Below are 12,510 nucleotides of genomic sequence, written 5' to 3' on the forward strand. Positions count from 1 at the left end.
TTCCAGCGCGTTCATTTTGAACTCTGGTGGGTATTCTCGGTAATTTCTCTTTTCCATGCCTGATCTCCATTTCTTTAGTTTTACCCGATCAGGACATTTTTTGTGTCCACTTTTTTGCACCATTCCACTTACCGGGGAAGGCCGGGGGACCACCCGAGGGGTGGAAGGGATTTAGATCCCCGTAATTTTCGGTCGAATGAACGCCGTCCGCACCCTACGGAAAAACCCCGCATGCAAAAGCGCGTGGACCAGAACGGCTCCACGCGCTTGAGAAATTGGATTGGGGCAAGGGTCAGATGTTAAAGCGGATGTTTAACACATCCCCGTCTTTGACAATATACTCTTTACCTTCCAGGCGCAGCTTGCCTTTGCCTTTGCACTCAGTCAACCCGCCCAGCTCTACCAGGTCGTCATAGGCTACCACCTCGGCGCGGATAAAACCCTTCTGCAAATCGGTGTGGATCACCCCGGCGGCCACCGGCGCGGTCGCGCCGCGCTCCACCGTCCAGGCGCGCACTTCGTCTGGCCCCACGGTGAAGAAAGACTGCAAGCCCAACAGGTCATACGACAGGCGGATCATGCGGTTAAGGCTGGGTTCTTCGATGTTGTACTCGGCCATGAACATTTCACGGTCTTCGGGTGGAAGTTGGGCAATGTCCATTTCCAACTTGCCCTGCAAGGCCACCACCATGCTGCGCTGGTGCTCGTAGGCAATCTGCGGCGCGGTCTGCCCTTCGGACAGGTTGAAGACCACCAACACCGGCTTCTGGCTGAGCAGCCCAAACCCGGAAAGCGTTTTAGCCTCTTCCTCGCTGATCTCAATGTCGCGCAGCGGGGTTTCTTCGCTCAGCGCGGCGTGCATGCGGTTGAATAGCTCAATGTCGCGCTCGATGAGGCCCTTGTCGCGCCCGCCGCCCTTGCGCCGCTCATCGGTCAGGCGCTCCAGCTTGCGTTCCACGGCGATCAGGTCGTTGAGGATGAACTCGCTATCCATCGTCTCCAGGTCGCGCTGCGGATTCACGCTGCCCGCCTGGTGGGGCACGTTTTCGTCTTCAAAGCAGCGCACCACATGAATAAAGCCGTCCATTTGCGTCAGATGGTTAAGCAACTGCCCGGAGATGCCCGAGCGGCCCGCGGAACCGTCCAGACCGGCGATATCGGCATAGGTTACTTTGGCATAGATGGTCTTCTTAGGGTTAAACATGCCCGAAAGCCGGTCAACGCGCGGATCAGGCACGTCCACCACGGCAGTGTGCACTTCAATCTTGCCGGAAACCGGCAGCGTGGGGGTAGAGCTGCCCGTCAGGGCGTTGAATAACGTGGTTTTGCCCGATTGGGGCAGTCCAAAAATTCCTAGTCGCATGTTAAAGAAATACCTTGACCCTTCTGCAAAGATTGGATATACTAAGCGTGCAATTGCCGAAGTGGCGGAACTGGCAGACGCGCGCGACTCAAAATCGCGTACCTTCGGGTATGTGGGTTCGATTCCCACCTTCGGCACTGATTATAACATAAGCCACCCTCCAATTTCGGAGGGTGGTTTGAGTTTAACCCCAGCGCCGGGGTCAGGCGGCGCGCTTCAGCGCCTCCCAGGCGCGGCGCTGACGCCGCACGCGCAGCACCAGATCAAAGAAGCGGATGATGTGTTTGATCGGCTGGATGTGGCTCTTCTCCGCGCCGTAAATAGTGCGAATCGGCACCCAGGCCAGGCGCATACCCTCGCGCACGCACACCGCAATCATCTCCACCTCAAACTCGTAGCCCTGCTGCTGGCTGCTGAGCAGCTTTTCCATCAGCCGCCGCGAGATCAGGCGGTAGCCCGACTGGTTATCGGGGATCTGCGCGCCCACTGCCCAAGAGAACAAGCCGCGCCCCAGGCTGTTGCCCAGCCGCCGCGCGGGGGGCATCTGGCTGAAATCGCGCGCGCCGATGATCAGATCGGGCGTTTCATCGGTGTAAGCCCGCATAAACGCGGGAATCTCCTGCGGGTCGTGCTGGCCGTCGGCGTCCAGGGTGAGCACGGCTTCATAACCGCGCTCCAGCGCCAGGCGAAACCCGGCGCGCAGGGCCGCGCCCTTGCCCTGGTTGGGGTTTTGCTCCAGCACCTCTACCCCCGAGGCGCGCGCATGCAGCAGCGTATCGTCGCTCGAGCCGTCGTCCACCACCAGCACCGGCAAGCAGGCCGCGCTTTGTTCGGCCACAGCGCGCACCGCCGCGCCTTCGTTGTAGGCCGGGATGAGTGCCAAAATGTTCGTTGAGCGATCAGCGTTCAAAGGTCACCTGTTGCGCCAATAGGCATAAAAAGGCCAGCTCTGCCAAAGCGAGCCGGCCGGTGTTTCTAAAAGATGGGGCTATTCCACTTCGCTGGCAGTCACTTCCAGCATGCGGTCGCCCTGTTTGATGGCATTGACCACGTCCATGCCATTCACCACCCGCCCAAAGACGGTGTGCTTGCCGTTGAGGTGCGGCTGCGGCGAATGGGTGATGAAAAACTGGCTGCCGTTGGTGTTGGGCCCGGCATTGGCCATCGACATTACACCCGTCTCATGCTTGAGGGGGTTGCCTACCAGTTCGTCTTCAAAGCGGTAGCCAGGGCCGCCCATGCCGGTGCCGGTTGGGTCGCCGCCCTGAATGACAAAATTGTTGATCACGCGGTGAAAGGTTACACCGTCGTAAAAGCCTTCTTTGACTAAAAACACAAAATTGTTGACCGTTTTAGGCGCGTGCTCCGGGTACAGGTCCAGCTCAATCGTGCCTTTGTTGGTCTTCATCGTTACCCGGTAGGTTTTAGCCGGGTCAATTTGCATGGCGGGGGGAGTCTTCCATTGTTTCGCGTTCATCATGTAATCCTTCTGTTAGGGGTGAAAAACCAATCCGATTATAACGTAAAAACCGGCGGATTAATCGCCGCGCGCTGGCAGGCCTGCCGGCAGGGAGAAGTTGCCATCGGGGTTGGGGGGGAAGTCGTACACACGCAGCACCGCGCGCACCGGCAGCGGGCCGTAGAGATGCGGGAAGAGTTCTTCACCACCGGTGGTGTTTTCCCATTGCACCTTCATCCCGCTCACAGTGGGATCAATTTCCAGCAGCACCAGCCCGGTTTGCCCGTAAAAATGACGGCGCGCCGACGAGCACACCTGGTTGAGCGCCGAGCAGTGGATAAAGCCCTCGCTCTCCAGGCTGGAGGGGTGATAAAGCATGGAAGAGCGCGCCTTGCGCCAATCTGAACGAGTTGTAATATGGTAAATGGGATCTGTATTCATGCTGCTTTTAATGGTTTTCCTTTAATCTTCTACCACCTGCACCAGGTGGGGATAAAAAGCCACATATCCACTGATCTGCCGGGCAGCCTCTTTGGGCTGCGGGTAGCTCCAGGCCGCGTTTTGCTTTTCCACGTTTCCCACGCGGATGTGGTAATAACTGGCCTCGCCTTTCCACGGGCAGGTAGTGTGGCGGTCAGAGGGGAGAAAGTATTCCATCTTCAGCGACGCGGGCGGAAAATAATGGTTGCCTTCCACCACCTGGGTTTGTTCACTCTCAGCAATAATTGTACCGTTGAATACGGCTTTCATCGTGATTCTCCTTCCAGCAATTTAATGATGCAGTGATAAAAGAGAGATGCAGCTCATGCCGGGCAGGTTACCTGCCAAAGGAAAACTTGTTTTTAAGGCTGGTTCTCAAAACGCCGGCAGCAGTAGAGTTGAAAGCCGTAGACCAGATGCAGCGCGCCGTTCAACGGGAAAAGCGGAAAAACCCAACCGCCCGGCAGACTGCCGCTGCTCACCAGGTTCACCCCGGCAAAAAAGAGGAAAGCCAGCAGGGTCAGCGCTCCGCCCGCTATGGGATGCCACCAGGCCCACACCAGCCCGGCCGCCATTAACCCAAAAAAGAGCATCATCAATATCTCGGTCGCGGTGAGAGCGGCAAAGGCGGGCAGCCCTTCGCCAAAGAAGATCACCAGCGTCAGAACCAGCAGCAACACACTCACCAGGCGCGCCGACCAGCGTGTAATTTCAATCCAGTTCACTTGTTTCATTCTTCACTCCTGTTTGCTTTTTTCCTTATGGGTGGTTTCCTCCTGCGTTTTTGTTGATCGCTTTGAACGGTTTTTTCCGTTGAGAAAATAAGAGCCTGCTCACGCAGGCTCTTGAATGGATTTACTTTTTTCCTAACAGTCCGCCCAACCCTTTGGCCAGATCGTCCAGACCGATCTCACCGTCGTCGAGCACACCGTCTAGCTGACTGCTCAAAGGCGCTGGCAGCCGGTCTTTCAGGTAGTTCAGCACAACTGGCACCACTTTACGGGCCATCTCTTCGGAAATGCCCGTTTTCTTCACCAGCAGCTTGACCAGTTCATCCATGCCGGTCTCCTAGTATTTAACAATGCGCGGAAGCTGTTTGGCCTGCGCCACCCAGTCGGCCACCTGGGCCTCGGTGGGCATGGCGCGCACCAGTTTCTTGGCAGTGTTGACTTCCACCATCTTGGCGTACAGATTCTCGGGCTTGCGCTGCGCCAGCTCGGGAACCGTATCCACACCAGCTTCTTCCAGCAGGTCAGCGTATTCCTGGCCCACCCCATTGATACGGAACAGATCCACCGCGTTGACCCATTCGAGGATTAATTTCTCAGGGATTCCTGCTTTTTGCGCGATCTCTTCGCGCCCTTTGGGGGTGCTGCCCATTTCCAATAATTTATCGGTTGTCGTTACGCCGGCTGCGCGCAGCTTATCGGCATAGGTTTCGCCAATGCCTTCCACATATTCCAGTTTTGCCATTTTTTCCTCCGAAATATTCTGATTGAAACCAGTACGCACTGTTACAGTTTCTGATTATTTTCCTTAATCCATTCTAGCATTAAAACCAGTTAAAAAGAAAACAAGCATGCGGCAAGGAGTTATTCCAATTCGCCTTCCGCCGGCAGCGGATTGACCAGCACCGCCGCTTCGCCGTTCAGGTGTGAATAATCGGCCCAGCGAACCAGGTTGGCGCGCAAGTCATCGCCGCGCGCGGTCATTTCAAATTCCGAAACCGAGCAGTTGGCGTTACCAATGGAGAAGACCACGTTCATATCGGCCGCCGGGCAAAGGTCTTTCAGGGTGAACGAGAAAATACCGCCGTGGCCCACAATCACGATGGCGCGGTTGTCTTTGCCGCGCAGCACCTGAAGTAAACCGGCGCGCATACGCCTCCACAGCGAGTGATAATCGTCGCCCCCTGGGAAGCGCGCTTCCGGGTGGCCGGTGAACCACTGCTCGACAATCTGGTTGTGAAATTCCCATTTGGCCATGGTGGTGGGCGGCTCTTCCAGGCGGCCCACGTCCACCTCGCGGAAGTTGTCCATCACCGTGACCGGCAGGCCGAACGGCTGGGCGATCAACAGCGCGGTTTCATGGGCGCGTTTGAGCGGCGAAGCGTAGACTTCGTCAATCGGGTAAGGCAGACTGGCAAAGTACTGCCCGGTCTGGCGCGCCTGGGCGCGGCCCTTCTCGGTCAGCGAATAGTCCACATGGCGGCTGGAGAGTTGCTTGGTAATATTGGCCGGGTTTTCACCGTGCCGCACCAGAAATACGCGGTTCATCACAATGGGTTTCCTTTAATCCGTCCGATAAGCTGCCCGCATTATACCCGAAGCCAATCACCCTTTTCAAACCGGGCCGGCTTCAAAGGTGTATTCAAAATCCTGGGCGCGCGAGATGGGTTGAAACCCGCGCCGCAGCAGAATCGGCTCGCTCATCGGGCTGGCATCCACCGTCAGAAAGCGCGCCCCGCGCTGGCGCGCCTCGATCGCGCGCGCCGCCAGCAGAGCCTGGTACGCGCCCTGGCCGCGGTACGCCTCCAGGGTAGAGCCGCCCCACAGGCTGGCAAACTGCGTGCCGGGATGGTAGCGAATCCACGCCAGGCTGACCGGCTGCTCTTGCGCGTACACGGCAAAAAAACTCAATTCTTGCGGGTTGGCCAGCATCTCATCCACCAGCAGCGCGCCCAACTCGCGCATGCCCTCGTCTTGCCACACCGGCACTTCCACCGCTTCAAAAGCCGCCAGAACAGCCTCAGGGTCGCTCAGGCGGCGGGCCGTCTGGGCGGGCGGGTGGAAAAACGCGGGCGGGGCGCTGTCCATGTCCAGCACCAGCACCGCTTCCAGCTCCTGGGCGGAAAATCCGCGCGTGGTGAGGCGCGCTTTCAGGTCGGGCGGGGTGTCGTGATCGTATACCTTCCAGGTGAAATCCTGCCCGGCGGCGCGAAAGCGGGCGATCTCGGCTTCAATGGCCGCGTCCGCATTCGACTCGTCCAACCGTGAGTAGATCACAAAGCCGCGCTCGGCGGGCCGCAGGTTGATGTGCCGCACCGTTAGCGGACCGTCCTCGCGCTGAATGTCGGGGTAATCCACGTCCACGCGCTGTTGGTGGTCAAAAATTTCGCGAAGTTCTTCCAGCTTCATAAAAATCCTTTATTCCGAGAGGTCCGAAGTGCAATGCGGACAGCGCACTGCTTCCACTGGGATGGCGGTGGCACAGAACGGGCAGGTTTTCTCGCTGGGTTCGGCCGGGGCGGCGGGTTCTTCTTTCTCCACCAGGTGGTTCACCGCCCGCACCAGCAGAAAAACAGCCAGCCCCACAATCAGAAAGCTGATCACGCTGTTGAGAAACACCCCGTAATTCAGCGTTACTGCCCCGGCTTCCTGGGCGTCGGCCAGGGTGGCATAGGGAGCGGCCGGCTCGCCGCTTTTCAGCAGCAGGTAAAGGTCCTTAAAATCCACTTTGCCCAGCAACAGGCCCACGGGCGGCATAATCACGTCGTTGACCAGGGAGTTGACGATTCCGCCAAACGCACCGCCGATGATCACGCCCACCGCCAAATCGACCACGTTACCGCGCAGCAAGAATTTTTTGAGTTCAGCCCACATTTTATTCCTCCTTCCGTCCCTGCTCCAAACGGCTGAGCAGCCACCATTGGTAATCGTTCACCCACGCGTAGCCCTCGTTTTGCGCGGCCTGGTGCAGGTCTTCGCGCTCGCGCGGCATCAGCACCCCGCAGATTTGCCCGCCGCCTTGCGGCAACCAGGCGCGCGCGGCGCGCAGCCCCTGCGCGCTCAATTTGCCTTCCAGCCACACGCCGCGGTAATTAAAGGTCTCCACCGGCACCAGGTGCTGGCCGGGCGGCAGGGGCGCGGGCTCACTCAGCGGCCGCGAGCAGACCCACAAACGCACAACCCCATCAGCCGGGGCAAACCCACAGGCCGCGAAGGCGCGCTGGCTGGCGTGGTTCTCGAGTTGAATCAGCGCGCGCGAGAAAGACGCCCCGCGCTGCCAGCCGGCGCGCAGGTTGTCTTCAATCAAGCGGCGCGCCAGCCCCTGCCCGCGATAATCGGCCAGGGTGCCCAGTAAATCCACCTCCCAGCGCGGCACGCCCTCGCCGGAGTACGTGAGAAAACCATCCACAAAGGCGGCCACCCGCCCGTCTTCCACAAAGGCAGCGCTGTGGTGGCTCTCCAAACGCAGCACGCTGGCAATACAGTCCGCGCTGTTTTCTTCCTCCGGCCAGACCTGCAGCCGCGCCGCGTTCAGGGCACGCGGGTCCAGGTCTGCGCCGCTGACCATGCGCAATGTGTTCGACAATGATTCACCTTCCTTTAAGTGAGCCCGATGAGCGCGCGCAGGGCGTCCAGATCACCCACCGCTTCGAGGCCGGCGTTGCGCCCGATTTCATGGAACCATGTTTTTCCGCCCGGCCCCGAAAGGCGCACTTCCACCCGCGAAGTGAGGGTTTCGGCGATGCGCCGCCCCATTCCCTCGGGCGTGGGGGCCTGCAGCAGCCCGCCCTGAGTACGCTCGGCGCGCATCTCCAGGCGCAGACCGCCGCCGCGCACCACCCACAGCAGTTCATGCTCTAGCGCGCGAAACACTTCCACCCGCGCGCCGGTGTAGGTGGCAAAACGGTGCAGGCGGCCTTCGCGCTCCAGGCCGATGATCATCCCGGCAAAAGACCGCCGCTGCCAGGGGATGACGGCAATGGACGCGGTGAGACAGGTGTTGGGGCTGTCAAAATGATGGGTCTGCATCCACACCCAGGCCGAGGGAAACGCCCGCCCCCAGTCTTTTTCCATGTAGCCCGTCCCGCCGCTGAAATCCATCGTTTCGGCGTTGATGCGCAGGCGGCCCTGCAGGGAATGGTAGAAGCTCAACACACCGTGATAGCATTCCATCCCCGGCACCCAGGCGTACTAGCCCATCACCCCCGGTGAGAGCAGGCGCACCGGCCAGGGGCGCGGGGTTTCAAATTGCACCTGCCCGATCAGTTCCATTTCTTCGCGGATGATTTGCAACTCAACCTGTTGGCTGGTAAAGCGGTTGGGGCCAATTTGCACTTCAAAGTGGTCTTTCGCCGCGGAAAATTCTTCCAGCGGGAAGGGCAGGTAATTCACCCGCCCGCTTTGACCATCAAGCACCTGAATAAAGGCATGCGAATCCGCGTGGTTTTTGCCTAAAAACACACCGGGGATGACCACCCAGCGTTGGTCTTCTTCGCGATTGACCAGCTTAAAATACCAGCCCTCAAAGAACGGGGGTTGCGCCGTATGGCCGTGGTAGATTTCGGGATGAAGAATGGAATAAATGGAAGGCATGGCTGGCTCTTTCTGTCTTCTGATTTTCTGATCATGCCAGAATCATGCGCGCATTGCAAGGCCAGAGATTAACGTTTCGGGGTGCGGGGTAAGAACAGCACCATTGGCGCTCCCAATAGATACAGGCCGGCGCTGCTCGCGAAGGCAGCCGTCAGGCCAAAGGTATCTCCCAACGCGCCAGCCACAATGGAAGCCAGAGATCCAATCAAAAAATTAAAACCCAAAAAAACACCCAGAGAAAATGCGCGGTTTTGGGGCGCGCTTTCTTGGATGAGGGCCATCATTGGCGGGTTGACACACAAAATACTGAAGCCCATCAACAGCAGCAGCGGAAGCCGCGCGGCAGATGGCGCCAGCACAAACGCGCCGGTCAGCAAGGGTGCGGTCATAATGGAAAACATAATCATCTTTTTGCGCCCCAGCCGGTCACTGAGCGACCCGCCCAGCAGCGCGCCAAACAGACCGGCGGCCTCATAGATGGTTAAAGAAGCCCCTGCCAGCCACAGCGAAGCGCCCTTCTGCGTGAGATACACCGGCAAATATATGGCCATCGCGTTTTCCAGCATGGAGCGCATCACCATGAGACCGATCAACGGCAGAAGCACCGGCTTCATTTGGCGCAGCGCGCCGCGCCACGGCAACCCTTCTGAAGCTTGCATTGCGTTCATTGGGATGGCGCGCAAGCGAAAATATAGGATGAAGGAGGCGGCCCAGCCCATCAGCATGGTGAAGGGTAACCCGGGCAGAGTCAACCAGCTTATCGCGCCAACGGCAATCAATGGACCCAACGTACGGCCCAACTCTCCACTCACCATCCAGTAGCTCATGCCGCGGCCCAACTGGCTGCCCGAGACTTGACCGGCCATGGCTGGCGCCACCGAATGAAAAGCTGCCGAACTTAACCCTGCCACCAGCAGCAGCACCAGAATAGCCGTGTAACCAGGGGCGATTCCCAGCAGGCTCATAGCCGTGGCAGTCAAAGCTGGCGTCAGAATGGCGATCCAGCGCAGGTCGCGCCGGTCTGAAAGATGCCCCAGCAGCGGTTGCAGCATGGAAGGCAGACGCAAGCAGGCAGTAAACAACCCAACCTGGGTGTTGCTGAGACTGAACTTTTCGATCAGCAGCGGCGCCAGGCTGGGTAAAAAGGCCGGAAAAGTGTCGTGCATGGCGTGCGCGCTGGCAAAGGCGCTGACATTTGCAGCCTGAAACAATTCTTCGGTTGTCTTCTCTGGAACTGCGGAACGGATTTCTTCCATGCGGTCTCACTTTGGCCAGGGGTAATTATTGGCTATTGTACCAGATGCAGCACCCTAATAAAAACTAGCGCCAGAGAGGGTGGAATTCCTCTCTGGCGGCCATTTAATGCGTTTAGATTTTGTTTTTTCTTCCGTTAATTCAGCGGTTAACCCTTGCTGGGGATGTAACGGGCGATCTTGCTGGCCAGGTTGGCAATCGGCATGGTTTGCATCCACACCCGCCCCGGGCCGGTGAGGGTGGCCAGGAAGAGGCCTTCACCGCTGAACATAATATTGGTAATTCCCTTGACCATCTGGATGTCGTACTGCACGGTCGGCTCAAACATGGCGATATGCCCGGGGTCTACTTTAATGCGCTGGCCGGCTTTGAGGGTGTAACCTTTCACCTCACCGGGGATTTCAAAGAACACGGTTCCGGGGCCAGTTACCTTTTGCAGAATGAAGCCCTCGCCGCCGAAAAAGCCGGCGCCCAGTTTTTTGCGGAAATGCATTTCCATCTGCACAGTGTTTTCCGCGCACATAAAGGCGTCTTTCTGCGCGATCAGACTCTGGCCAGCCTCAAGTTTGATATCGATTACCTTGCCAGGCGCTTCAGGAGTAAACACCATAAAAGCCTGCGGCGCGGTACAGGTGTAAGTGGTCATAAATAACGATTCACCCGCCAGGGCGCGTCCCAAACCAGCCATCAGACCGCCGCGCGTATTGGTGGCCATTTCAATGCCGTCGCTCATCCAAGACATGCCGCCCGATTCGGTGAACATGGCTTCGCCCTGTGTGAGATGCACTTCCAATGCCTGCAAAACAGTGCCGTCAATTTTGTACTGCATACGGTTCCTCCTGTATTAAGACCCACAATGTGTAAAAATGTGCTGTTGATTTATTGTACAGCGAGTTATCCCATTGTGGAAAGCGGTTTCAAAGCAATTGCGTCAAAACCATTTTTTGTGGATACAAAAAATAAGGAGCACTTATGGGATTGTGGAGGCGTACTGGTTTGTTCAGGCAGGCCTGGAAAAACCGCAATGCCAGTTGGCCGGTTCTTCACTTACGAGCGGGTCAGGCCCAGGCGCAGCACATCCAGCATCTGCGGCTGCAAGCGCGGGTTGGCGCAGGCCAGGTCGTAGGGCGGTTTGAAATAGGCTTCGTCACCGCGCAGGGTGGTAACGCGCCCGCCGGCCTCTTCCACAATCAAGCCGCCGGCGGCCACGTCCCAGGAATGGATGCCGATTTCCCAGTAGCCATCCAGTCGCCCGGCGGCTACATAACACAGGTCCAGGGCCGCCGACCCCAGGCGGCGCACCGAGCGCGCGCGCATGCAAAAATGGGTAAAGTGGTCGAGGTTGGTGGCTTCCTGCTCGCGGATGGTGTAAGGGAAGCCCGTAACCAGCAGCGCGCTGACCAGTTCCTCCGTTTGCGAAACGTGGATGGGCGCGTCGTTCAGCCACGCGCCCTGGCCGCGCCGCGCGCTGAACATCTCGTCGCGCATGGGGTCGTAGACCACGCCCAACTGCACCGCGCCGTCCCAGGCGCAGGCCAGCGACACTGAAAAGATCGGCACACCGTGAGCGTAATTCACCGTACCGTCCAGCGGGTCGATATGCCACACGCGCCCGTTTTCGCCCTGGGTCAGCCCGCCCTCTTCACCCTGAATGGTGTCGCCGGGGAAGCGGCTTAAGACCTGGCCGGTCAAAAATTCTTCCGACTGCCGGTCAATTTCGGTAACAATATCGGTCAAGCTTTTATAGTCAACCTGGTGCTGGCGGCCAAAGCCCTCGCGCAGAATCGCGCCGGCCTGGCGCGCCAGAATTTTCAAATCGAGTAGTTGTGGTTGTGTCATCTTGCTGTTCGTTCGCTTTCATTCCATTAATTTACCGGCTGGCAACGTGCCGCGCGCAACAAAAACCGGCCCGCTGGCGTGCGGACCGGGTGCGTGCCGGTATTCGCGGAGACACTAATCGTTCTGCTGTGAAGTTTTTCCCGCGCTGCGCAGCTCTTCCAGAGTCTGGTACAGTCGTTCCAACTCGGACTGAATTTTATCACGGTCATCAATCACCTGTTTGAGCAGGGCCTCAAACGCCGGGCGCTGGTGATCGGGCAGGGTTTTGAGCAAGCGCTCGGTGCGCTGGATCTGGGTATTCTTGTGCGCCAGTTTATTCTCCAGCCGCTCGCGGTAGCCCACATAAAAATCACGCGCCGGCATGGGATCCAGTTGGCTGCCTGGCCCCTGGGTGAGAATCTCGGCCACGGTGAGCAGAAAATCTTCGGTGTCAATCGGCTTTTCAATGAAGCGCACCCCACCCAACTGCAGGGCAAAATTTTTATCGTCTTGGGTAAGGTAGGTGGCCGAGATGAAAATGATGGGAATGCGGCTGGTGCGCGGGTCTTTGCGTAAATTGAAGGCCAGCGCGTACCCGTCCATTTTGGGCATGAGGATATCGGTAATCACCAGCGAGGGGTGCTCATTCTCCATGATAGCCAGTGCTTCTTCGCCGTCCCGCGCGGTGATCACCGGGTAGCCCTTAAATCGCAGGGTTACTTCCAGCAGTTCAAGCAGGTGCGGGGTGTCTTCCACCACCAGGATCGGGCCAAATTGCACATTCATACTTTGATTTTAACCGCTTTGAGACACGG

At 58.2% G+C, this 12,510-nt stretch carries 18 protein-coding genes and 1 tRNA gene; 1 reads left to right on the forward strand and 18 read right to left on the reverse strand.

All coding sequences use genetic code 11. The features are described from left to right. Positions 1 to 292 precede the first annotated feature (292 nt). Entirely contained in the window at positions 293 to 1,363 is a 1,071-nt protein-coding gene (ychF, locus tag ADN00_RS01320) for a redox-regulated ATPase YchF (RefSeq protein WP_075061157.1), read from the reverse strand. 55 nt (positions 1,364 to 1,418) lie between these two features. Between ychF and ADN00_RS01325 the strand changes: the two genes are divergently transcribed. Continuing rightward, positions 1,419 to 1,500, forward strand: a tRNA-Leu gene (locus tag ADN00_RS01325). A gap of 65 nt (positions 1,501 to 1,565) precedes the next feature. On the opposite strand, the gene ADN00_RS01330 is transcribed toward ADN00_RS01325, so the two are convergent. The 17 genes from ADN00_RS01330 to ADN00_RS01405 form a co-directional block, all read right to left on the reverse strand. Next, on the reverse strand, positions 1,566 to 2,273 hold the full coding sequence (locus tag ADN00_RS01330) for a glycosyltransferase family 2 protein (RefSeq protein WP_075061158.1): 708 nt from the start codon (positions 2,271 to 2,273) through the stop codon (positions 1,566 to 1,568). A 78-nt stretch (positions 2,274 to 2,351) separates the two neighbouring features. Next, on the reverse strand, positions 2,352 to 2,840 hold the full coding sequence (locus ADN00_RS01335) for a peptidylprolyl isomerase (RefSeq protein WP_075061243.1): 489 nt from the start codon (positions 2,838 to 2,840) through the stop codon (positions 2,352 to 2,354). Between the two features lie 60 nt (positions 2,841 to 2,900). Beyond that, a complete protein-coding gene (locus ADN00_RS01340) occupies positions 2,901 to 3,263 on the reverse strand; it encodes a DUF952 domain-containing protein (RefSeq protein WP_075061159.1) in 363 nt (120 codons plus the stop codon). A 21-nt stretch (positions 3,264 to 3,284) separates the two neighbouring features. Next, entirely contained in the window at positions 3,285 to 3,572 is a 288-nt protein-coding gene (locus ADN00_RS01345) for a DUF427 domain-containing protein (protein WP_075061160.1), read from the reverse strand. 92 nt (positions 3,573 to 3,664) lie between these two features. After that, on the reverse strand, positions 3,665 to 4,036 hold the full coding sequence (locus ADN00_RS01350; RefSeq protein WP_075061161.1) for a hypothetical protein: 372 nt from the start codon (positions 4,034 to 4,036) through the stop codon (positions 3,665 to 3,667). Positions 4,037 to 4,157: 121 nt separating this feature from the next. Beyond that, on the reverse strand, positions 4,158 to 4,361 hold the full coding sequence (locus tag ADN00_RS01355; RefSeq protein ID WP_075061162.1) for a hypothetical protein: 204 nt from the start codon (positions 4,359 to 4,361) through the stop codon (positions 4,158 to 4,160). Positions 4,362 to 4,370: 9 nt separating this feature from the next. Continuing rightward, complete coding sequence (locus ADN00_RS01360) at positions 4,371 to 4,775, reverse strand: DUF4332 domain-containing protein (protein WP_075061244.1); 405 nt, start codon at positions 4,773 to 4,775, stop codon at positions 4,371 to 4,373. A 119-nt stretch (positions 4,776 to 4,894) separates the two neighbouring features. Beyond that, complete coding sequence (locus ADN00_RS01365) at positions 4,895 to 5,578, reverse strand: histidine phosphatase family protein (protein WP_075061163.1); 684 nt, start codon at positions 5,576 to 5,578, stop codon at positions 4,895 to 4,897. 66 nt (positions 5,579 to 5,644) lie between these two features. Then, positions 5,645 to 6,439, reverse strand: coding sequence for a GNAT family N-acetyltransferase (locus ADN00_RS01370; RefSeq protein ID WP_075061164.1), 795 nt, complete (start codon positions 6,437 to 6,439; stop codon positions 5,645 to 5,647). 9 nt (positions 6,440 to 6,448) lie between these two features. Then, positions 6,449 to 6,904: a large-conductance mechanosensitive channel protein MscL gene (mscL, locus tag ADN00_RS01375; protein WP_075061165.1), complete on the reverse strand. Its 456-nt coding sequence runs from the start codon at positions 6,902 to 6,904 to the stop codon at positions 6,449 to 6,451. A gap of 1 nt (position 6,905) precedes the next feature. Continuing rightward, positions 6,906 to 7,616, reverse strand: coding sequence for a GNAT family N-acetyltransferase (locus ADN00_RS01380; protein ID WP_152966214.1), 711 nt, complete (start codon positions 7,614 to 7,616; stop codon positions 6,906 to 6,908). A 14-nt stretch (positions 7,617 to 7,630) separates the two neighbouring features. Next, on the reverse strand, positions 7,631 to 8,203 hold the full coding sequence (locus ADN00_RS19455) for a tocopherol cyclase family protein (RefSeq protein WP_082389787.1): 573 nt from the start codon (positions 8,201 to 8,203) through the stop codon (positions 7,631 to 7,633). An 18-nt stretch (positions 8,204 to 8,221) separates the two neighbouring features. Continuing rightward, positions 8,222 to 8,623, reverse strand: a complete 402-nt coding sequence (locus ADN00_RS19460) for a hypothetical protein (RefSeq protein WP_082389788.1) — start codon at positions 8,621 to 8,623, stop codon at positions 8,222 to 8,224. A gap of 68 nt (positions 8,624 to 8,691) precedes the next feature. After that, positions 8,692 to 9,879, reverse strand: coding sequence for an MFS transporter (locus tag ADN00_RS01390; protein WP_075061167.1), 1,188 nt, complete (start codon positions 9,877 to 9,879; stop codon positions 8,692 to 8,694). A 146-nt stretch (positions 9,880 to 10,025) separates the two neighbouring features. After that, on the reverse strand, positions 10,026 to 10,706 hold the full coding sequence (locus tag ADN00_RS01395; RefSeq protein WP_075061168.1) for a TIGR00266 family protein: 681 nt from the start codon (positions 10,704 to 10,706) through the stop codon (positions 10,026 to 10,028). A gap of 218 nt (positions 10,707 to 10,924) precedes the next feature. Then, complete coding sequence (locus ADN00_RS01400) at positions 10,925 to 11,716, reverse strand: inositol monophosphatase family protein (protein ID WP_075061169.1); 792 nt, start codon at positions 11,714 to 11,716, stop codon at positions 10,925 to 10,927. Between the two features lie 114 nt (positions 11,717 to 11,830). Beyond that, entirely contained in the window at positions 11,831 to 12,481 is a 651-nt protein-coding gene (locus ADN00_RS01405; RefSeq protein WP_075061170.1) for a response regulator, read from the reverse strand. Positions 12,482 to 12,510: the final 29 nt, after the last annotated feature.

Source organism: Ornatilinea apprima (assembly GCF_001306115.1).
GTDB classification, from domain to species: Bacteria; Chloroflexota; Anaerolineae; order Anaerolineales; family Anaerolineaceae; genus Ornatilinea; species Ornatilinea apprima.